At 35.2% G+C, this 21,657-nt stretch carries 17 protein-coding genes; 12 read left to right on the top strand and 5 right to left on the bottom strand.

Annotation, left to right across the window (positions count from 1 at the left end; genetic code table 11):
- Positions 1-45 precede the first annotated feature (45 nt).
- Entirely contained in the window at positions 46-492 is a 447-nt protein-coding gene (locus tag ACTYA4_RS13240) for a universal stress protein (protein ID WP_443482344.1), read from the bottom strand.
- 111 nt (positions 493-603) lie between these two features.
- Between ACTYA4_RS13240 and ACTYA4_RS13235 the strand changes: the two genes are divergently transcribed.
- Entirely contained in the window at positions 604-753 is a 150-nt protein-coding gene (locus tag ACTYA4_RS13235) for a hypothetical protein (RefSeq protein ID WP_443482345.1), read from the top strand.
- Positions 754-921: 168 nt separating this feature from the next.
- Here ACTYA4_RS13235 and ACTYA4_RS13230 read toward each other — a convergent pair whose 3' ends face one another.
- A complete protein-coding gene (locus ACTYA4_RS13230; RefSeq protein ID WP_443482346.1) occupies positions 922-2,019 on the bottom strand; it encodes a M24 family metallopeptidase in 1,098 nt (365 codons plus the stop codon).
- Between the two features lie 560 nt (positions 2,020-2,579).
- On the opposite strand from ACTYA4_RS13230, the gene ACTYA4_RS13225 reads away from it, so the two are divergent.
- The 3 genes from ACTYA4_RS13225 (at position 2,580) to ACTYA4_RS13215 (ending at position 5,879) form a co-directional block, all read left to right on the top strand.
- Positions 2,580-2,825 (top strand): hypothetical protein, encoded by a 246-nt coding sequence (locus ACTYA4_RS13225; protein ID WP_443482347.1) that lies wholly within the window; start codon positions 2,580-2,582, stop codon positions 2,823-2,825.
- A gap of 319 nt (positions 2,826-3,144) precedes the next feature.
- Entirely contained in the window at positions 3,145-4,467 is a 1,323-nt protein-coding gene (locus ACTYA4_RS13220; RefSeq protein WP_443482348.1) for a DRTGG domain-containing protein, read from the top strand.
- 476 nt (positions 4,468-4,943) lie between these two features.
- The gene (locus ACTYA4_RS13215) at positions 4,944-5,879 is read left to right on the top strand and encodes a DHH family phosphoesterase (protein WP_443482349.1); all 936 of its coding nucleotides are present in this window, start codon (positions 4,944-4,946) and stop codon (positions 5,877-5,879) included.
- 257 nt (positions 5,880-6,136) lie between these two features.
- Here the strand turns inward: ACTYA4_RS13215 and ytrI are convergent, their stop codons facing one another.
- Together ytrI and ytrH are read right to left on the bottom strand one after the other, a co-directional pair.
- Positions 6,137-6,646 (bottom strand): sporulation membrane protein YtrI, encoded by a 510-nt coding sequence (ytrI, locus tag ACTYA4_RS13210; protein ID WP_443482350.1) that lies wholly within the window; start codon positions 6,644-6,646, stop codon positions 6,137-6,139.
- Positions 6,647-6,979: a sporulation membrane protein YtrH gene (gene ytrH / locus ACTYA4_RS13205; protein ID WP_443482351.1), complete on the bottom strand. Its 333-nt coding sequence runs from the start codon at positions 6,977-6,979 to the stop codon at positions 6,647-6,649. It abuts the gene before it with no gap.
- Positions 6,980-7,189: 210 nt separating this feature from the next.
- Here ytrH and dnaE point away from each other — a divergent pair, with 210 nt between their 5' ends.
- From dnaE to ACTYA4_RS13165, 8 genes are all read left to right on the top strand, one after another.
- The gene (dnaE, locus tag ACTYA4_RS13200; protein ID WP_443482352.1) at positions 7,190-9,196 is read left to right on the top strand and encodes a DNA polymerase III subunit alpha; all 2,007 of its coding nucleotides are present in this window, start codon (positions 7,190-7,192) and stop codon (positions 9,194-9,196) included.
- 756 nt (positions 9,197-9,952) lie between these two features.
- The gene (ltrA, locus tag ACTYA4_RS13195) at positions 9,953-11,809 is read left to right on the top strand and encodes a group II intron reverse transcriptase/maturase (RefSeq protein WP_443482363.1); all 1,857 of its coding nucleotides are present in this window, start codon (positions 9,953-9,955) and stop codon (positions 11,807-11,809) included.
- Positions 11,810-11,934: 125 nt separating this feature from the next.
- On the top strand, positions 11,935-13,341 hold the full coding sequence (locus ACTYA4_RS13190; RefSeq protein ID WP_443482353.1) for a helix-hairpin-helix domain-containing protein: 1,407 nt from the start codon (positions 11,935-11,937) through the stop codon (positions 13,339-13,341).
- Positions 13,342-13,753: 412 nt separating this feature from the next.
- Positions 13,754-14,623: an acetyl-CoA carboxylase, carboxyltransferase subunit beta gene (gene accD, locus ACTYA4_RS13185; protein WP_443482354.1), complete on the top strand. Its 870-nt coding sequence runs from the start codon at positions 13,754-13,756 to the stop codon at positions 14,621-14,623.
- A complete protein-coding gene (accA, locus tag ACTYA4_RS13180; RefSeq protein ID WP_443482355.1) occupies positions 14,617-15,570 on the top strand; it encodes an acetyl-CoA carboxylase carboxyl transferase subunit alpha in 954 nt (317 codons plus the stop codon). Before accD ends, accA begins: the two co-directional genes overlap by 7 nt.
- A gap of 667 nt (positions 15,571-16,237) precedes the next feature.
- Positions 16,238-17,203, top strand: coding sequence for a 6-phosphofructokinase (gene pfkA, locus ACTYA4_RS13175; RefSeq protein WP_443482356.1), 966 nt, complete (start codon positions 16,238-16,240; stop codon positions 17,201-17,203).
- Between the two features lie 115 nt (positions 17,204-17,318).
- The gene (pyk, locus tag ACTYA4_RS13170) at positions 17,319-19,079 is read left to right on the top strand and encodes a pyruvate kinase (RefSeq protein WP_443482357.1); all 1,761 of its coding nucleotides are present in this window, start codon (positions 17,319-17,321) and stop codon (positions 19,077-19,079) included.
- A gap of 535 nt (positions 19,080-19,614) precedes the next feature.
- Positions 19,615-20,004, top strand: a complete 390-nt coding sequence (locus ACTYA4_RS13165) for an FxsA family protein (RefSeq protein WP_443482358.1) — start codon at positions 19,615-19,617, stop codon at positions 20,002-20,004.
- 283 nt (positions 20,005-20,287) lie between these two features.
- Here ACTYA4_RS13165 and ytvI read toward each other — a convergent pair whose 3' ends face one another.
- Positions 20,288-21,412, bottom strand: coding sequence for a sporulation integral membrane protein YtvI (gene ytvI / locus ACTYA4_RS13160; protein WP_443482359.1), 1,125 nt, complete (start codon positions 21,410-21,412; stop codon positions 20,288-20,290).
- Positions 21,413-21,657 lie beyond the last annotated feature (245 nt).

The raw sequence follows: 21,657 nt of genomic DNA, 5'->3' as shown, positions 1-21,657 counted from the left end.
GCAATTAGGTACCCTTTTTGTTTGTAAAGAAGTGGATATGTTAAATTATTTCTTATCGCTGCGAACAATAAGTACATCACATGGTGCATTTCTTGTAATTCCTTCTGAAACGCTTCCAATAATGAATCGCTCAACAGCATTTAAACCAGTAGCACCGCATACAATTAAATCAGCATTCATTTTTTTAGCAATATTTTTTGAAATGATTACTTTAGGTGATCCGAACTCGATTATTTTTTTTACATTGGAAATGCCTGCTAGTTTAGCAAATTCCATATATTTATCAATTAATTCATTGGCATATTCATCTGCTTTTGTGGCAATTTCTTGATCGTACGCAGCAACAGCTGCAAATGAGCGAGTATCGATGACATGTACAATTACAATGGCTGCATTATTATCTTTTGCTAAAACAACCGCTTTATTAAACGCTTTTTCCGCTTCTAGTGAACCATCAACAGCAACAAGTATATTTTCATAATGTAAGCTCATTTTAAGAAACCTCCTTTATGTATATATTATATAATATATAACTGAACATGCATAATCTTTCCTTGCTCATGAGAGAATAAAAAAGAATTTATATTAGGAGGATTACATGGAATGAATCGTAAAGATGAAAATAAAACAGTTAGTGGCACATTCGAGGGAAATGGAACAGATGAAGTAATCGCTCAAGTGAAGGAAGCGTATAATGATGGAGCGATTGACCAAGCAGTTCCAACGAAAACAGACAATAACAAAAAAGCATAAGAGTGACTCAAAAGTAAACGGAGCCTCCAATGGTTAGATATATCAACATTGGAGGCTCCGTTTTTTTCAGAATGCTGCTTCATGTTAAAGCAAGCAGTTTCTTTTCCTTAGAGCGCTGACACTAAAAGTTTTGTATAACCTTTTTGAGTCACCTTCACGCATTAGATTTTATAGTATTTGCAGCTCTTTCGGGAATTTAGTTAATATTTCTACGCCATCTTTTGTCACATATACATCGTCTTCAATTCTAACGCCTGCAATATTCGGCACATATATTCCAGGTTCAATCGTAAACACCATTCCTTCTTGAAGCACTAATGGATTTGTTTCTGTCAGGGAAGGAAATTCATGTACGCTAATACCCAGACCATGCCCTAAACGATGAGGAAAGTATTCTCCATATCCTCCATTGCGAATGGCTTGTCTCGCAGCCAGGTCAACCGTTTTGCAGGCTACACCAGGTTTTGATGCTTCAATTGCCGCAAGCTGTGCTTTAAGAACTGTATCATAAATTTCTTTTTGTTGATCGCTGACCTCTCCATAAGCAACGGTTCTTGTAATATCAGAACAATAGCCGTCTACTACAACACCTAGATCAAACAGAACAAAATCTCCTTTTTGAATGGGTGTGTCCCCTGGGTTGCCATGAGGAGATGCTCCGTTTTTCCCTGTAAGAACCATTGTAGAAAAAGACATTTTCGCAATCCCTTTTTTCTTTAATTCATATTCAACAGCAGCCAGGACTTGCATTTCTGTTTTCCCTTCTGCAATTTCACTACACCCAACTTCTATCGCATAATCAGCCCATTTGCATGCTTCGCGTATGTAAGAAAGTTCTTTTTCTGTTTTCACCATGCGCAGCTGATTGACTTTTTCTTCTGCAGAAATAAATTGTTTTATAGAAGGAAAACCGCTGCGAAGAGATTCGTATCTGCTTACATTCATATGATCTTTTTCCACTGCAACTTTTTTTACAGTATGTGTTTTAGCAGTAATCTTCTGGTGGATAGCTTCCCATGGATTTTCTATATCACTATAGCCGATAATGTCATATTTCCATCCAGCATTTTTAGCATCATTTTTTTCCATAGCAGGACAAATTAAAATTGGCTGCTCTTGAGGAAATAAAATTAATGCTAGTAATCGTTCATGTGGATCACTATAAAACCCGCTAAAATAAAAAATATTATCGGTGGAAGTTAAAAAGGTAAAATCTATTTCTTCTTCCATCATCCAATTTCCTATTAGTTTAAATTGTTCTTCCATATAAAATTACCTCCAAAAATAGTTTGTTTTATCTTATTGCCTCTGTTAATCGATAATGTTGTTTTTAAGAAGAGAATCTGCGAGACTCCTGCGGAAAAACGAGCTGGAAAGCCCCTTTTGACAGAGTTTATTTTCAGGGTAGACACCCATGCAACAAAATTTGCACCATGGCACATGGAAAGAAGCAGTCTCCACATTTATAGCGCAGAGCAGCGTGAATACACGAAGACTCCTGCGGGAAAGCGAGACAGACGAGACCCTGCAGGAGCGTAGCGACGAAGCGGCTCGGCGCTCGCTAAGCAAGAAGCGTAGTGTATTCACGCTGCGGAACTTCTTTTCAGGGTAGGCTATTTTAAAAGACACTTATTTAGTTCGAACAATAATTCTCAGTAAGAACGATAGGAAAAATTTTTCTAATCTATTGATTTATATGTTTTATCTATTTAGATTATCAACATATAACAGACTTGTAAACATTTGAGAGGCGAAATACTTTTCGCTTAGACATTTTTATTCGTTGTCCGCATAAAATGGGAATAATAGAGGAAGGAGGAAATAGTATGAATAAAAATAGATATTTATTATGTTTGTTATTATGTGGAGTACTTCTATATTATGGAGTTCCAAGACTGGCACCATATAATGATGGTTTGGCTGGTGTTTTCTCCCTCAGCTGGCTAGCATTTGCGCTTATGGTGATAGCAGGGAATTTAACCGCTATTTTATATACACCAAAAAATAAGCAGCAACCAAATAAAAAAATCAACAAGATGCAAAAGAGAAAAAAGGTTCGTTATTATCAGTAGAAGTAGTGGACAGGACAAATAATACACGAATGTTATTATTCATAAAAACTCCCATGAAGAACGAGTACGCGTCTCCATGGGAGTTTTCTGTGTAAAGAAATTTTCTTTACGTATATTTTTTTGTTTTCCTTACTTGAGAAAAGATAAGTAATTGAATCCGGCGCATATAGACTCTATAATAAAGATAATAATTGTGTTTTTATTTGTGTTGGATTTAAAAAGTAACAGATACATAATTATAAAAAGTACAGAATTTTCAATCTGAATTTTTAATTAAGTAATTGCTTTTGTATTGGAAATAAAAATGAGGGTGAACGTTTTGGCTACTAAACATGAACAAATATTAAGTTATATTGATGAATTGCAAGTTGGTGAAAAGATTTCTGTAAGGCAAATAGCCAAAGCGCTGAGTGTAAGTGAGGGAACTGCATATCGCGCGATTAAAGAGGCTGAAAATAAGGGATATGTAAGCACTATTGAACGAGTTGGTACCATTCGTATTGAAAGAAAAAAGAAAGAAAATATCGAAAAGCTAACCTACGCAGAAGTCGTTAATATTGTCGATGGACAAGTTCTTGGTGGAAAAGCAGGCTTACATAAAACATTAAACCGTTTTGTCATTGGTGCAATGAAACTAGATGCTATGATGCGCTACACTGGTGCAGGAAATTTATTAATTATCGGAAATCGTGTTCGTGCACATGAGCTTGTTTTAAAAGCAGGGGCAGCAGTATTAATTACTGGCGGTTTCGATACAGAAGATCATATCAAACGGTTGGCTGATGATTTGCAACTTCCCGTCATTTCAACTAGCTATGATACTTTTACAGTTGCAGCAATGATTAATCGAGCGATTTTTGATCAATTAATAAAAAAAGAAATCGTACTTGTTGAAGATATATTAACTCCGTTAGAGGATACAGTCTATTTAAGAATAATGGATAAAGTAGAGGATTGGCATAAGCTTAATCAGGAGACATTACATGGAAGGTTTCCAGTTGTAGATCAAAATATGAAAGTACAAGGGATGATCACTTCCAAGGATATCATTGGAAAATCCAATGATCTATCTATTGATAAGATTATGACAAAACAACCGATGACTGTAAGCGGGAAGACGAGTGTGGCTTCCTGTTCCCATATGATGGTATGGGAAGGAATTGAAATGCTTCCTGTTGTAGATGAAACAAATCATTTAGTTGGGATTATAAGCAGACAAGATGTATTAAAAGCACTGCAGATGAATCAGAGGCAGCCGCAAACAGGCGAAACAATTGATGATATTGTGACAAACCAGCTGGTATTAACAAAAGGAAAAGCAAAAGGGGAAAATTCTTTTACGTGTGAAGTCACCCCACAAATGACTAATCATATTGGAACTATTTCGTATGGAGTATTTACTACTATCGTCACAGAAGCAGTAAACAGAGTGTTAAGAGGAGGATATAAAAAAGGAGACCTTGTCGTCGAAAACATGACCATCTACTTTATCAAACCAGTTCAGATGGACAGTGTCATTGAAATTTTCCCGAAAATTTTAGAAGTTGGAAGAAAGTTTGGAAAAGTGGATGTGGAAGTATTTAACCAAGACGTTCTCGTAGGCAAGGCAATGATGATGTGCCAATTGATTGATAGAAATTAAGAAAAGCGGAAGCGCCTTGAATAGACCCGAAGAAAAATGTTCTCTTGGCTCAAAAGTGCATTTTACTTTTAGAGACAAGAGGTTATCTTTCACAGGGGCTAGGCGCTGAAGCTAGACAAAGAAAAGCGGAAGCGCCTTGAATAGACCCGAAGAAAAATGTTCTCTTGGCTCAAAAGTGCACTTTACTTTTGGCTGTTTCGTATAGATTGTTGCTTTTAAACCCGCAGCCCGAATACACTTCGCTTTCCGTGGGCGAGCGTCGAGCCTCCTCGTGTGGGGTCTCGTCTTTCTCGCATTCCCACAGGAGTCTACGTGTATTCAGTCTGCTGAGTACATAAAAACAACAAACTCGGAGAAAACAGCCTTACTTTTAGAGGCAAAGGGTTATTTTTCACAAGGGTTAGGCGCTGGAGCTAGACAGTTATCTAACTAGAAACATAAAAATTTTTATACTTTAAAGTGGACAGGAGAAAAATATGAAACAAAATATACTCGATGCTATAAAAAAATACGAAACAATCATAATTCATAGACATATTCGCCCAGATCCAGATGCATATGGATCACAAGGTGGACTAGCGGAAATCATTAAAGCATCATTTCCGACTAAAAAAGTATACACAGTTGGTAAAGAAGAAACGTCCTTACATTTTTTAAGAAGACTAGATGTAATAGAAGATAGTGAATATACAAATGCATTAGTGATTGTTTGTGATACTGCCAACCAAGACAGAGTATGTGATAAAAGATATACAACAGGAGACATGCTAATTAAAATAGACCATCATCCAAATGATGATGCATATGGTGATCTTGTCTGGGTAGATACGTCTGCAAGTTCTACTAGTGAATTGATTTACGAGTTTTATTTATTTGGCAAAGAACAAGGGTTAATATTAAATGATGAAGCAGCGAGGCTGTTATATGCAGGAATTGTAGGAGACACGGGTAGATTTTTGTACCCGAGTACAACAGAAAAAACGTTCAGTTACGCTGGAGATCTAATTAATTATGATTTCTCCAGAACAGATATATATAATCAAATGTATGAGCTAGACCCGAATGTGATTAAATTAAGTGGATATGTGCTGCAAAATTTTGTGATGGTGGAAAGTGGCGTAGCATATATGGCGATAAAAAAAGAAATATTAAATCAATTTGAGGCAACACCTTCTCAAGCTTCTATGCTTGTTGGAAATTTAGGAAACATTAAAGGTGTTAAAGTATGGGTATTCTTTATTGAAGAAGAAGACCAAATCAGAGTAAGATTCCGTTCAAAAGGACCAATAATTAATGTTATTGCCAAGAAGTATAATGGAGGCGGGCATCCGCTGGCATCAGGAGCAAGTATAACGGATTGGGATACCGTTCCTTCTATTATTAGTGATTTGGAAGAAATTTGTAAAAAATAATAAAAAGAGGAGTAGAAAATGTAATAATTGCAGAAACTTTAGGCTGATCGAAAACGTTTGTATTTCGAGGCGTGAAGCTTTGGGAGGAGCGGCGGGCAACAGGATGTTGGTCAGAACGATGTTGTCACAGGACGTGACGTAATTAGTCGTTCATCCTCTTTTTCCTGGTAATGAGCATCCGAGCAAGGCGAACAACGAAGAAATCGAGCGTTTCTCGACAGCCAAAGAGGAGTGGAATCATCATGCTACTCCTCTTTTTAGTCTGCAAAAGCTACACTAATTTCGATATAAACAGTCGTGTAAATAAATAATTCGGTTACTTTAAACTTATAGCGTTTGCCGTCTGAAAGGATGACTTTGTTTTCAATCGATTTTTTTAATAATTCTCTGCTTTTAAACACTTGATCCATATCTTTAGCAATAATGGTGCTAAGATCATCTTTTATAGATACTTCCATTTCATGTACACTTACAGGATTGATATCATATCTTTTTTTATCTTTACTATTAATTTTTACTATTAAATCTTGGATAGTTAATTTTTCCTCTGTGTTTTTATTTAAGTTTGAAAATTCTTTTTGCCAAATATCTTTTTCATTTTCTAGCTCGGCAATGGTATCTTTTTGCGCTTTTAATTCTTTGCTGTACCGTTCTTGCCACACGCCAAACATAAATAAAAAAATGCACCAGCTGATTAAACCTCCAATGACCATTCCAGCAAAAAAACGTTGAAATGCTGGGCTCTTATACAATGGTGGAACTCTCATTTATATATACTCCTGTGTAATCCATTTAATTAGGGTTGCGCCTGTTTGTGCACCACCAAATGCAGAAACGATCAATAAAATTTGTTTAAAGAGATCTTTTGTGGCAGCATCCAACAATCCTTTTTCAAAGCTGTATATCGTATCAAATGTCCCGCCAATTGCGGTTACAATAGCCCAAATCCTGATCATATCTGATATTCGATGAACTTCTGTAAGCAGCGGTTTACCTGTCAGAAAAGCTGCAAGCCCACCAACAAGTGTTCCTCCTACCATTACGCCGAGAGCAATAAAATAACTTTCAATAAAAGATGAAAAAAATGGCTGTTGATTCATTTTATTTAACCTCACATTTTTGGATAATGATCTTACTTCATCATATGGACAAACATCCTTAAATATGAATTATTTGCTAAGTTAAGAAGGGAAATGAGAACGTATTTTCTTTTTTCTTTTAAACCTACTATAATAGTAAGAAAACGAATGTTATTCTAATAAAAATTAATTTTTTTTATAAATGAGCCAAGATATAGGGTGGTGAAAATAATGTCATTTGTTCATTTGCAAGTTTCTAGTGCGTTTAGTCTTCTTTCCAGTACAGCTTCTATTAAACAATTAGTAACTGAAGCTAAAAATAGGGGCTATAAAGCAGTTGCACTAACAGATCGCAATGTTATGTATGGGGCAGCCTCCTTTTATAAGGAATGTCTAAATATAGGGATAAAGCCTATCATTGGATTGACGGTAGATGTCATTAGTGAAGACAACGAGCAAGCGAACCCGCTCGTATTACTGGCAAAAAACAATATTGGCTTCCAGCAGCTTCTGAAAATTTCCAGCGCTATTCAAACAAAAAATCCAAAAGGGATTCCTATCAAGTGGTTGAAACATTATTCGGAAGGATTATTTGCAATAACGCCTGGAAGAGAAGGAGAAATAGAACAATCTTTATTAGCAGAAGATTATACTCATGCTAAAAATATCGTTCATTTGTATAAAAATATATTTGCTCCAGGTCACTTTTTTCTAACGATTCAAAACCATGAGATTTCGCAACAAAATGTATTAAATGACCGTATTTTAAAGCTAGCCGAACAAGAACAGGTGAAAAGAGTAGCGGCAAATAATGTTTTATATGCGAATCAAGAGGATCATTTTGCTCATAGATGTTTAACAGCATTAAAAAATGGAATGAAATTAGCTGACATACATAAGGATGAATGGGATACAGATCAGTATTATTTAAAAGATAAAGTGGAAATGCTTGAACTATTTTCAAGTGATCCAGATGTGTTAGAAAATACGTGGAATCTTGCGGACAGCTGCAACATAGAAATGGATAAACAAATAACCGGGTTGCCAAAATATCCTGTTCCAACAGAAAAAACGGCGCAAAAGTATTTGGAAGAATTGTGCCAGCGAGGATTAATGGAAAGGTATGGACAACCAACAAGCGAACATATCGAACGTCTTCGTTATGAACTGAAAATCATTAATAAAATGGATTATAGTGATTATTTTTTAATCGTTTGGGATTTTATGAAATATGCAAGAGAAAATGATATTTTAACAGGCCCTGGAAGAGGTTCAGCTGCCGGTTCTATTGTTGCTTATGTTTTGTATATAACAGATGTTGATCCAATCAAATACCATTTATTATTTGAACGTTTTCTAAACCCTGAACGGATTACGATGCCGGATATTGATATTGACTTTCCAGATGTTAAACGAGAAAAAGTAATAGAATATGTAAAAAATAAATATGGAGAGTTGCATGTTGCTCAAATTATTACATTTGGAACGCTTGCTGCGAAGGCATCGTTAAGAGATGTAGGACGTGTTTTCGGTTTATCGATGCAGGAATTAGAAGGATTGTCTCGTTCTATTCCATCTAAAATAGGAATTACCTTAAAGCAAAGTATAAAACAATCTCAAAGTTTGCAAACCTTTGTCGCAGAGTCACCAAGAAACCAAACAATCTTTGAAACTGCTTGCAAACTGGAAGGGTTGCCGCGCCATACTTCTACACACGCTGCTGGGGTAGTATTAAGCGAACAGCCGCTAATTCAGATTATCCCTATCCAATCAGGTCATGAAAATATTTATTTAACGCAATACAGCATGGAGTATTTGGAAGAGCTGGGACTATTAAAAATGGATTTTTTAGGGTTGAGAAATCTTTCTTTAATAGAGTCAATCATAGATATTATTTTTCGTGTGACGAAGCAAAAAATATCCATTAAAGAAATTCCACTTGATGATCCGGCCGTTTATCAGTTATTAAGCAGTGGAGAAACAACCGGAATATTCCAGTTAGAATCTGATGGAATGAGAAATGTATTAAAAAAATTACAACCTACAGAATTTGAAGACATTGTAGCAGTAAATGCACTTTATCGTCCTGGTCCAATGGAAAATATTCCGTTGTATATTAATAGAAAGCATGGAAAAGAACCAATTCATTACTATCACGATGACTTAAAAGATATTTTAGAGAGTACGTACGGGGTTATTGTATACCAAGAACAAATCAGTGTGACACGTTTCGCATAAGGAATACATCCGAAAAGCGACATACCTATAAAAGGTAGAGAACTTATAACTTGAAGTTAGGAATGATAGGGTAACGCCTTGAAACTAACTCCCTAATACTCCAACATGGGATAAAATTTTAGGGATTTTATCTTATGAAGCTTGGTGAAGTCGGCAGAAGCAACCTAAGTCAAGAAAGATACAAGTAAAGATTGGTACAAAAGTGGCTAGAGCCCACCTGTCAGGAAAGTATTAAGTAATCGATATGGTTCGTGATATGCCGGGGGTCTACAAAATACTCATGGTGAGAATGTTTATTTATAAAAACTGACGAACTTCCGAATGTAAGTGTCTAAAGTTCTAGATAGTCGAAAGGCTATTACCACTTTAAATGTGGGGTTAGTGAGGTAGAGTAAAAGTTGATTTTATGAAATACCTTATAGTGTTACAGGCACTATCGAAGCTAACAGGCGCAAAGGAAGCACCTAAAAGTATATGTAAAGATAAAGTTATGGGAACGTGGAAAGCTTAGAACGTGGAGAAATCCTAATTTCGATGAAACGGTAATAAGGAAAAGCTTAAAGCTATAACTTATTTTAATCTAAGTGAAAGTAGTGCCACAGTACCGAAGAAACCATGATAATAAGTGGTGGAGGGATAGGCACAAGTCAAGAGTTAAATTCAAAAGTTATAATAAGGTAATCAGAGGTTCGAGTAAGACTAAGAGAGGTAATCCACCTTGAGTGAAAACTCAAAGGAGGTACACCGACTTTGACAATGAATGTAGAAGAAAAGGCTTTGAAAAAGGGTTCGCTTAGATTCAATGAGTACTATGATATCCAAAGTGTATACGATAATCTTTATAAGGATTCTCAACAAGGTAAAGATTTTAAAGGGATTATGGAAATAATAACTAGTCGAGAAAACATTTTGGTAGCATATAGGAAAATAAAATCAAATAAAGGAAGTCTAACAGCGGGTTGTAATAAGAAAACGATTAAGGACTTAACAAAATTTAATCCTGAGGAAATTGTGGAATATGTTAGAAAGAGACTTAGTAACTATCATCCCCATAGAGTAAGAAGAGTTCTAATTCCTAAAGCAAATGGAAAACAAAGACCTTTAGGGATACCAACGATAGAAGATAGGATAATACAGCAATGTATAAAACAAGTACTTGAACCAATATGTGAAGCTAAATTCTATGATTATTCATTTGGATTTAGACCAAACAGAAGTACCAAACATGCAATTGCGAGATGTTATCACCTAATGCAAAGAAGTTATTTGCATTACGTAGTGGATATAGATATAAAAGGATTCTTCGACAATGTAAATCATGGAAAACTGCTTAAACAGATTTGGAGTATGGGAATCAAGGATAAAAGATTGATTTCTATTATCTCGAAAATGTTAAAGGCAGAAATTGTTGGAGAAGGAATCCCTAATATAGGAACTCCTCAAGGAGGAATCTTATCGCCTCTTCTATCAAATATCGTTCTTAATGAACTCGACTGGTGGATAAATTCACAATGGGATGGATTAAAAACTAAACATCAATATAGTTGCTCAATTGCAGTAAACAGAGCTTTAAGTAAAACAGGATTAAAGGAAATGCATATCGTTCGATATGCAGATGACTTTAAAATCTTTTGCAGAACTCTAACAGAGGCAAGAATAATCAAAGCAGCAACAACAAAATGGTTAAAAGAAAGATTATTCTTGGAGATAAGTGAGGAAAAATCCAATATAGTTAACCTTAAAAAGAACTATTCAGAATTTCTTGGATTCAAAATGAAAGTAGTTCGTAAAGGGACAAAATGGAGTGCACACAAAAAGAGTAGCAAAGATAAATTTACTGTAAAGTCGATAATGAATGATAAAGCATTGAGCAAATCTATCGAAAAAGTCAAATCGGTTGTAAAACAAATACAACATGGTAAACCAAAAGAATTGTCAAAGAATATAGGAATATATAATGCGACAATAAGTGGTTTACACAACTATTACAATGCCGCGTCTCACGTGAGTAAAGATTTTCATAAAGTGGATTACCTTACTTTAAATATTAGGAGAAATCGCTTTAAAGACATTGAAACACCATCTGGGACAATGAGTAAATTTATTAAAGATAATTACGGTGAGAGCAAAGGAATTCATTACTTATGTAGTCAAGCAATAATACCAATTGCTAAAATATCACATAAGGCTCCAATGCAATTCAAAAAGGAAATATGCAATTACACTGTCAGGGGAAGAGCACTAATACATCAATCATTAAATTATGACATTCAAAGAAAGATTCAATATCTAATGAAAACCCCAGTACTAAGTGAAAGCATAGAGTACAATGACAACCGATTATCCTTATTCTCAGCCCAAAATGGTAAGTGTGGAATATCAAACGAAATATTAGATATTGGTGAAATACAATGTCATCATAAGAAGCCTAGAAAATTAGGCGTGGATGACAAATACCAAAACCTAATAATAGTAAGAGCGAAAATTCACAGGTTAATTCATTCAACAAATCCTGAAAAGATAAAAGAATTGTTATATGAATTAAACCTTAAAGAAGAACAAATTCGAAAAGTAAACAAACTTAGAAGAAAATGTGGATTAGAAGCGATATAATTTAATATTTAAAGCCTTACATTCTCAAATCATTGAAAACCTTATTAGATAATAAATGAATTCAAATCTTGATGGAACGCCGTATGAGGTGAAAGTCTCACGTACGGTGTGGAGTGGGGGAAAAGTTGGAGATAACATCAAATACTTACCTATCACTATTGCAAATTGCATCGAAAATGGCCGGTTTTTCCCTGGGGGAAGCAGATCTTTTAAGAAGAGCAGTGAGTAAAAAGCAAAAAGCGGTGCTGGATAAAGAAAGAGTTCATTTTGTAAAAGGGGCAAAAGCAAAAGGATATAAAGAACAAACGGCAAACGAAATTTATGAATTAATTGTTCGGTTTGCGGATTACGGTTTTAATAGAAGTCATGCAGTAGCATACAGTATGATTGCGTATCAGCTTGCGTATTTAAAAGCAAAATATCCGCTTTTTTTTATGTCATCCTTATTAACAGCAGCAATCGGCAATGACAAAAAGATACAGCAGTATATACAAGAGTTAAAGCAGATGGGAATGGAAATGTCCCTTCCTTCGATTAACAAAAGCAGCTATTCTTTTTTAGTGGAAAAAAACACGCTTATTTTTAGTTTGGCAGCAATAAAAGGGATTGGGAACAACGTTTTAAAAGAAATAGTAAAGGTTCGAAAACAACGAAAATTTGAAGATTTATTCGATTTTTGTTTGCGAGTTTCACCGAAAATTGTCAATCGAAAAATAATCGAAACACTTATTTATTCTGGCAGCTTTGATGAATTTGGCATAGATAGGGCAACTTTGCTAGCGACCGTTGATGTTGCGATCCAACATGCTCAACTTGTCCACCCAGAGGAATTAAATGAGGAAGATTTATTTGGAGAAGATGATTTCTTTTTTAAACCAAAATATGTGGAAGTGGAAAAAATGCAGGTGGAAGATAAATTATCTTATGAAAAAGCTGCATTAGGATTGTATTTATCGGATCATCCTGTTTCCGTTTACCAAAAATACGCTTCAACCTTAAACAGCACTCCATTAGCTAGCATGAAAATTGGTCCTAAGCAGCGTGGAATTGTATACTTGACAGAAATAAAAGGAATTCGAACAAAAAGAGGGGAGGAAATGGCATTTCTTTCTCTTTCTGATCAAAGTGGTGACAGCCAAGCGGTCGTTTTTCCATCTGTTTATAAAAAAATACGCTCTATGATAAAAAAAGGAGAAACGATACTAATAGATGGAAAAATGGAGGAAAGGAACGGGAATAAACAATTTATCATCCAAGAAGTTTGGAAAATGGAGGAGACTGTCCAATCACTTCCCAAAAAACCACATAAGTTATACATAAAGATAATTAGTGAAAAAGAAACAGATAGCATAAAACACCAGCTGATAAGCATTCTTAAGAATTATCCTGGCAGCAGTCCAGTGATTATACACTACGTTCAATCGTCAAAAACGATTCAACTGCACAATGAATTTAATATTTCTCCAACCAAAGATTGTCTGGATATATTAATCGATTTATTAGGTTCAAATAATGTTATCTTATCTGATTAACTTTACAACTTGGTAAAGTTGTTATATTGTTTAATAGGTCAAAATTAGTGGAAATACTGAATGTGTACAAAAAGGTTAAAGAAAAATATAATGAAAATATTATAATAGATTGAAGACAAGATAACAGTTATAAACTTTTTAAGGTTATCACAAATAGATATTTTTCGAGGCACAAGTTCTGGTCAGGAAAGTTTTGATAATGATCTTTTCAAGAAGACGGTGCAATGAAGAAAGCGAACGTTCGCCGGCAGACAGATATAAATCAATCATAAAAAAGTGAAATATACTTTCGCTAAAATGATTCTATTATACAGGTTATGCCGGGAACAATATCAATGAATTACGATTCCTAGAAGCGAGTGCTCAAAAAGGTAACAAATATGGATTGCAAAAAGACGGGGAGGCTTCCACATTGATTAAGGAAATTTTTTCGAAATCGAAAAAAAAGAAATATGCAACAATCCCATCTGCTTCAACAAAAAATGAAGTGCCAGAAGGGATTATGACAAAGTGTCCAAAATGTAATAAAATCATGTACACAAAAGAATTACAAAAAAACGATAAAGTTTGTTTAAACTGTGGCTATCATCTACCAATGACAAGCTTTGAAAGAATTAATAGCATTTTAGATGAATCCACCTTTAACGAAATAAACAGCCAAATAAAACCAGGCAATCCATTACAGTTTCCTGGTTATGAAGATAAGATAGCTGGAGATCAAAAAAAGACAAAACTTAACGAAGCAGTTGTAACAGGAACAGGACAAATTAACGGTATTCAAGTTGTAATAGCTGTTATGGATTCTTCCTTTCGAATGGGCAGCATGGGATCCGTTGTTGGCGAAAAAATTACATTAGCAATCGAAAAAGCAAATGAACTTTCCCTTCCATTTATCATTTTTACCGCTTCCGGCGGTGCAAGGATGCAAGAAGGAGTGCTAAGTTTAATGCAGATGGCGAAGACAAGCATCGCACTAAAAAAGTTTAGTGATAATGGCGGCTTGTATATTACTGTCATGACTCATCCAACAACAGGTGGGGTTTCTGCAAGTTTTGCCTCATTAGGAGATTATAATTTTGCGGAACCAGGAGCATTAATTGGATTCGCGGGTAGAAGAATAATTGAACAAACAATTAAGGAAGAGCTGCCTGAAGATTTCCAAACTGCAGAATTTTTATTAAAACATGGACAATTAGATGCAGTAATCCCCCGTACAGACATGAAGAAAAAATTATTTTCTGTATTAGATATGCATCAAGCAGGTGGTGAATTAGAATGGTAGGACTAGATTTTGACAAGCCAATTATGGAATTAAAGGATAAAATTAAAGAACTAAATGAATTTTCCGTCAAAGCGAATGTTGATTTATCAGCTGAAATAGAAAAGCTGGAAACACGACTTGCAAAGCTGGAAAAAGATATTTATGAAAATATGAAGCCTTGGGATAGAGTACAAATTGCGAGGCATCCGAATAGACCAACAACACTTGATTACATTTCTTATTTATTTACAGATTTCTTTGAAGTGCATGGAGATCGTACTTTTGGTGATGATGAAGCAATTGTTGGCGGAATTGCTAAGTTTAAAGAGCTGCCGATAACAGTTATTGGCCATCAAAGAGGGAAAGATACGAAAGAAAATATTCGTAGAAACTTTGGAATGCCCCACCCAGAAGGATATCGTAAAGCGTTGCGATTAATGAAGCAGGCAGATAAATTTAAGCGACCTATTGTTTGTTTTATTGATACAAAGGGAGCATATCCAGGAAAAGCAGCAGAAGAACGTGGACAAAGTGAAGCAATCGCAAGAAACTTGTTTGAAATGGCTTCTTTACAAGTTCCTGTTGTATGTATTGTAATTGGTGAAGGAGGAAGTGGAGGAGCATTGGCTCTTGGTGTAGGCAACCATATTCATATGCTTGAGAACTCTACTTTCTCCGTTATTTCTCCAGAAGGCGCCGCTTCTATTCTTTGGAAAGATGCAAACCAAGCAAAACAAGCTGCTGAGAAAATGAAGATTACAGCCCCCGATTTAAAAGAGCTCGGTATCATCGATGAAATTATTACAGAAGTAAAAGGCGGAGCACACCACAACGTAAAAGAACAGGCAGAAGAAATCGAGAAAGTACTGTTTGATTCGTTGAAATTATTACGAAGCAAAACAACAGAAGAGTTAGTAGAGCAGCGTTACAAAAAATTTAAAAGCATGGGGAAATACTTACTTAGTTAGTATTGAACACATACTTTAATATAAAAAGAAAACATGAGGTTTTTTAAATGAGAAAATAATTATTTAAAAGCCTCTTTTTCATGTGATAAGAAAGTATAAAATTTTTTCAACTTAGACGAGTGTCTAGCTACAGCGCCTAGCCCCTGTGAAAGATAACCTCTTGTCTCTAAAAGTAAAAGACACTTTTTGAGCCAAGAGAACATTTTTCTTCGGGGCTGAACAAGGCGCTTCCGCTTTTCTTAAGTTTTTTCAATAAATTTTTGCCAATACATAATAAATGGCAAAGAGTATATGTTAAACTATATGTTGGATAAAAAATAATAGCTAGTAGCATGAAAAATAGGAGTGAAGGAAAAAATAAGCATGTTAAAATGATAAAACGGTTGCATTTACCTGATTATTCCGTGTTTTATTTTTTTTTCAGATTAAGTTGTGATAGATTTATCTTCGTGATATGTTAGAATTGTTATGGAAAAAAAGATAGTATGGATGGGAAGAAATAGGGTTTTTGCCGGTTTTTCATTTTGTGTTACTAATTAATGGGAATAAGTATCTTTTATTATGTAATATTTGTGACAAATGTTGCAGAAAGATAGTTTGTTATATAATTTAGTATATGTACATTACTACATAATGGTTTTGCATTAATTTGTATGAGGTGATTTCAATGACAGTAAAAAGAATTGGCGTATTAACAAGTGGTGGAGATGCACCGGGAATGAATGCTGCAGTTAGAGCAGTAGTTAGAAAAGCGATTTATCATGATATCGAAGTTTATGGGGTAATTGGAGGTTACGCAGGACTTATCAGCGGTAATTTCCAAAAATTAGAAGTTGGGTCTGTAGGGGATATTATTCACCGTGGCGGAACATTCCTATTCTCGGCAAGATGCGAAGAATTTAAAACAAAAGAAGGTCAGCAAAAAGGAATCGAACAGCTGAAAAAACATGAAATTGATGGACTTGTTGTTATTGGCGGAGACGGTTCTTATATGGGTGCGAAGGCCCTTACTGAACAAGGTTATCCATGTGTTGGAGTTCCAGGGACAATTGACAATGATATTCCGGGAACTGAACTGACAATCGGATTTGACACTGCTCTTAACACGGTAATTGATGCAATTGATAAAATACGTGATACAGCAACTTCACATGAAAGAACATTTATTATTGAAGTAATGGGAAGAAACGCTGGAGATATTGCACTTTGGTCAGGACTTGCTGGCGGTGCTGAGACTATTCTGATTCCAGAAGAAGACCATAATATAGAAGAAGTGATTTCACGCTTGAAAAAAGGTCAAGAAAGAGGAAAAAAACATAGTATTATTGTCGTGGCAGAAGGTGTCAACAGCGGCGTGGAAATTGGAAAACAAATTGAAGCAAGCACTGATTTTGATACACGTGTGTCTGTTTTAGGACATATGCAGCGTGGAGGATCACCTACTGCAGCTGACCGAGTACTTGCAAGCCGTTTAGGTGCATATGCTGTCGAACTTCTTGTTGAAGGAAAAGGTGGACGAGCAGTTGGGATAGAAAAAAATGAATTGGTGGACTATGATATTATCGAAGCGCTAAGTCGCAAACATACAATTGATAATAACTTATATCGTCTATCAAAAGAGCTTTCAATCTAATATATTATTAGTGAAGGAACTCGGATTGGGTAGACAGTTGTTATGCAAAGGCTTCTTCCTAATTTGAGTTCTTAAAATGAGAAGAAATTATCTAAAAAATTGGAGGGCATTTTAAATGCGTAAGACAAAAATAGTTTGTACAATTGGTCCTGCTAGTGAAAGTATTGAAAAATTAACTAAATTAATGGAAGCTGGAATGAACGTAGCTCGTTTAAACTTCTCACATGGTGATTATGAAGAGCATGGCGCTAGAATTAAAAGTATCCGTGAAGCAGCAGAAATTGCTGGCAAAAATATTGCCATTTTATTAGATACAAAAGGTCCAGAAATCCGTACAAACAACATGAAAGATGGCGCAATTGAATTAGAATCTGGAAAAGATATTATTATTTCCATGACAGAAGTAGAAGGAACAACAGAAAAGTTTTCTGTTACTTATACTGGTCTTATTGACGATGTTCAAGTTGGAAGTAAAATTTTATTAGACGACGGCTTAATCGGTTTAGAAGTTACAAGCATCGATAAAGCAGCAGGGGAATTACATACTAAAATTTTAAATACTGGTACATTAAAAAATAAAAAAGGTGTTAACGTACCTGGAGTTTCTGTAAACTTGCCTGGTATTACGGAAAAAGACGCAAATGATATTCGTTTTGGTATCGAACAAGGCATCGATTTTATTGCAGCATCATTTGTACGCCGTGCTTCAGATGTTTTGGAAATTAAACAATTATTAAAAGACAATAACGCATCTCATATCCATATCATTCCAAAAATTGAAAACCAAGAAGGTGTGGATAATATTAATGAAATTTTAGATGTTTCTGAAGGATTAATGGTAGCTCGTGGTGATCTTGGTGTAGAAATCCCGGCTGAAGAAGTTCCATTAGTACAAAAAATGTTAATTGAAAAATGTAATATTTTAGGGAAACCTGTTATTACTGCTACACAAATGTTAGATTCCATGCAGCGCAATCCACGTCCAACTCGTGCGGAAGCAAGTGACGTTGCTAATGCAATTTTTGATGGTTCAGACGCAATCATGCTTTCTGGAGAAACTGCTGCAGGTTTATATCCGGTTGAAGCTGTTCAAACAATGCATAATATTGCTTCAAGAGCAGAGACAGCTTTAAATAATAAAGAAATTCTTTCTAAAAGAAGCAAAGAGGTAGAACATAATATTACTGATTCTATCGGACAATCTGTTGCACACACAGCTTTAAACTTAGAAGTTAAAGCGGTTATTACACCAACAGGCAGCGGACATACAGCAAGAATGATCTCAAAATATCGTCCAAAAGCTCCAATTGTTGCGGTAACATATGATGCACATATTTTAAGACAGCTTGCATTAGTATGGGGTGTATATCCTCGTTTAAGCCATAAATCTGAATCAACAGACGAAATGTTGGATATTGCAGTACAAGAAAGTGTAAACTGCTCTATCGTAACACATGGTGACTTAGTAGTTATTACAGCTGGTCTTCCTGTTGGAGAAGCTGGTACAACAAATATCATGAAAATCCACGTTGTTGGCGATGTACTTGCAAAAGGTCAAGGAATTGGCCGCAAAACAGCTTTCGGTAAAGTAGTAGTTGCTAATACTGCTGCTGAAGCACTTGAAAAAGTTACACCAGGTTCTGTTTTAGTAACAACTGGAACAGATCGTGAAATGGTTCCAGCAATTGAAAAATGCAGTGCGTTAATTACAGAAGAAGGCGGCTTAACTAGCCATGCTGCTGTTGTTGGAATAAATCTTGGCATTCCTGTAATTGTAGGTGTTGAGAACGCAACAAGTATTTTTTCTGAGGGACAAGATATTACAGTTGATTCTCGCATCGGTACTGTTTACAGCGGACATGCAAGTGTACTTTAATTAAATTAGGCTGTTTTCTAAAAGTTTGTTGCTATTTGATTAAGATGAAAAACCTTTAAATATACTGAGCAGCCTGAATACACGTAGACTCCTGCGGGAAAAGCGAGAAAGACGAGACCCTGCAGGAGCAGAGCGACGAAGCGGCTCGGCGCTCACCCGCGGAAAGCGAAGTGTATTCAGGCTGCGGGTTAGATAGCAACAATCTATACGAAAAGAGCCTTAAATAAAAAATAGAAGGGTGTCAAATCGTTCATAATCGTATATTCTCTTAATTTTAAAGAGAATAAGGGGTGGATATGACGATTTGACACCTTTTATTTATTTTTTGGAAAGGCTGTTTTCTAAAAGTTCGTTGTTTGTGAATAAAATAATAAACATGGCTGCGAGGTAAATAACAACAATATAAAAAGAGCGTTTGGAAAATAAGTTATTAAGGATAGAATAGAGTGGTATATTTTGGCTGGTGCATACTATTTCCCTATTGCGAGAATAATCATTATAATAAAAGAGAAAGTGGTTAACTAGGGGGATGTATATGCGGTATTTTATTGTGGCGTTATTGAGTTTGCCTTTTATAGAAATAGCGGTTTTTCTTCTTTTAGGTAAATCCATAGGCATTCCTGAAACATTATTTTTTATTATTTTGACAGGTTTGATTGGTGCCTATTTATTAAAAAAGCAAGGGTTAAAAGCATATAAAAACGTACAGGAACAGCTTCGGTTTGGCCAGCTGCCAGGCGATGCTATTTTAGATGGATTATGTGTATTAGCAGGAGGATTTTTATTACTGCTGCCGGGCTTTTTAACAGACATACTAGGTGCAGTAATATTATTGCCGCCAACTAGAAAAATAATAAAACAGCTGCTAATTAAATGGATGCAGCAGAAAATCCATAAAAACAATCGAGTAAAAATCATTCATTAAAAAAGGCTGTTTTCTCAAAGTTTGTTGTTTTTTACGTAAAAATCTGTGAGAAGAAGTACTCAGCAGCCTGAATACACGTAGACTCCTGTGGGAATGCGAGAAAGACGAGACTTACGCAGAGCGTATGCGACGAGGAGGCTCGACGCTCGCTAAACGGACGAAGTGTATTCAGGCTGCGGAGTTTAAAAGCAACAATCTATACGAAAACAGCCTTAAAAAAACTAGCGGAACCCTTTAAGGGCCGCTAGTTTTTTTGAGGTAGTTATTCATTCGTATTATAAGTTTACGGTTTAATATTTTCTTTTCCGATAATATATTCCCAAATATCTTTAAAAATATTTGCTTTATGCAGTGTACTAATAATAACTAATGTAACCGGTCCGATGATAAGACCTAAAAAGCCAATTAATTTAAATCCAACAAAAAGCGAAATTAAAGTAGCTAAAGGATCAAGCCCAATACTGGAGGAAAGGATTTTAGGTTCCATTATTTGCCGTTGTACAAGAACAACAATATAAAGTACGGCTAAGCCGATTGCAAGCCCTGTTTGTCCTGAAATCACTTCATAAACAATCCATGGAACAAAAATTAGCCCAGTTCCTAAATAAGGGATTATATCAACAATTCCTGTAACGAGGGCGATCGTAATCGCATAATCTACTCGTAATATTAACAATCCAATTAAAATAATAATTGTTGTTATGGAAACAAGCGTTAATTGTGCTTTCATAAATCCTAATAATGCCTTTTTTAAATCGGAAAAAATTGTTTTGCTGCTTGTATGTATACGGTTTGGGAACAACTTTCCAAAAGTAACAGACAAGCGAGCCCAATCTTTGCTAATAAAAAATGTCGCTAATAAAGAAAAAATAATCACACTAGCTGCGTTTGGAAACCATGATAAAATAATCGGGATATTCTGAAAAAATGCTTGAATAAAATCGCCCATTTTGGTTCCGACCTGCTCGCCAACATTTTTAATATTAGCAATAATGGTATCTTGTTGACCTGTTCCCAAATTATTAAAAAGCATTGCAATTCGATTGTAGAGAGGAATAATCTGATCTGTAAAAATAGTTTCTAAATATTCAATAATAGTATTAATATGACGGGGGACAACACTGGCTAAATAGGCAGCACCAACAACTATTTCAGCAATTAATAAAGTGATTAATCCTGCAAAAAAGGATAAGATACAAATGATGCTAATCAAAACAGAGAAGGATCTTGGCAGCTTACATTTAAACTGAAAAAAATTCACTAATGGATTCATAAAAAATGCAATTAAAAAGCCAATAATAAAAGGATAAGTAATCTTGGATAAATAGTAGAAGCTAACTAATAATACTATTGTAAGTCCGATAACAAATAAAAATCGTAAAAATCGGTGTACATATATTGGATTCAAAAATAACCCTCCTACTTATCGAAACGAATTAAAAAAGAATACTATACACATTATAGTCGAGATAGAGGGTGAATACCAAAAATATCCTGATGAGAGCGGAGAAAACGTCGGGATCGTATATTATTTAACTCAAACTTCCCAGTTATAAATTCCTCTTCATGTATTTCCATAACTTGGTTTAGAGCAATTAGAAAAGGGTGATTGATTAGTCTTTTAGGATGTTTTTTTGCAAACATTATTCCTTA

This window comes from Niallia yueguangensis (genome assembly GCF_052663115.1).
This window is presented reverse-complemented; position numbering and strand designations above follow the sequence as displayed.

Coding starts and splice junctions, on each gene's coding strand:
- ACTYA4_RS13215 (WP_443482349.1), top strand. CDS start 4,944: ATGAAACAAAATATACTCGATGCTATAAAAAAATACGAAACAATCATA.
- ACTYA4_RS13225 (WP_443482347.1), top strand. CDS start 2,580: ATGAATAAAAATAGATATTTATTATGTTTGTTATTATGTGGAGTACTT.
- dnaE (WP_443482352.1), top strand. CDS start 7,190: ATGTCATTTGTTCATTTGCAAGTTTCTAGTGCGTTTAGTCTTCTTTCC.
- ltrA (WP_443482363.1), top strand. CDS start 9,953: ATGAATGTAGAAGAAAAGGCTTTGAAAAAGGGTTCGCTTAGATTCAAT.
- ytrH (WP_443482351.1), bottom strand. CDS start 6,979: ATGAATCAACAGCCATTTTTTTCATCTTTTATTGAAAGTTATTTTATT.
- pyk (WP_443482357.1), top strand. CDS start 17,319: ATGCGTAAGACAAAAATAGTTTGTACAATTGGTCCTGCTAGTGAAAGT.
- ACTYA4_RS13235 (WP_443482345.1), top strand. CDS start 604: ATGAATCGTAAAGATGAAAATAAAACAGTTAGTGGCACATTCGAGGGA.
- ACTYA4_RS13230 (WP_443482346.1), bottom strand. CDS start 2,019: ATGGAAGAACAATTTAAACTAATAGGAAATTGGATGATGGAAGAAGAA.
- ytrI (WP_443482350.1), bottom strand. CDS start 6,646: ATGAGAGTTCCACCATTGTATAAGAGCCCAGCATTTCAACGTTTTTTT.
- pfkA (WP_443482356.1), top strand. CDS start 16,238: ATGACAGTAAAAAGAATTGGCGTATTAACAAGTGGTGGAGATGCACCG.
- accA (WP_443482355.1), top strand. CDS start 14,617: ATGGTAGGACTAGATTTTGACAAGCCAATTATGGAATTAAAGGATAAA.
- ACTYA4_RS13240 (WP_443482344.1), bottom strand. CDS start 492: ATGAGCTTACATTATGAAAATATACTTGTTGCTGTTGATGGTTCACTA.
- ACTYA4_RS13165 (WP_443482358.1), top strand. CDS start 19,615: ATGCGGTATTTTATTGTGGCGTTATTGAGTTTGCCTTTTATAGAAATA.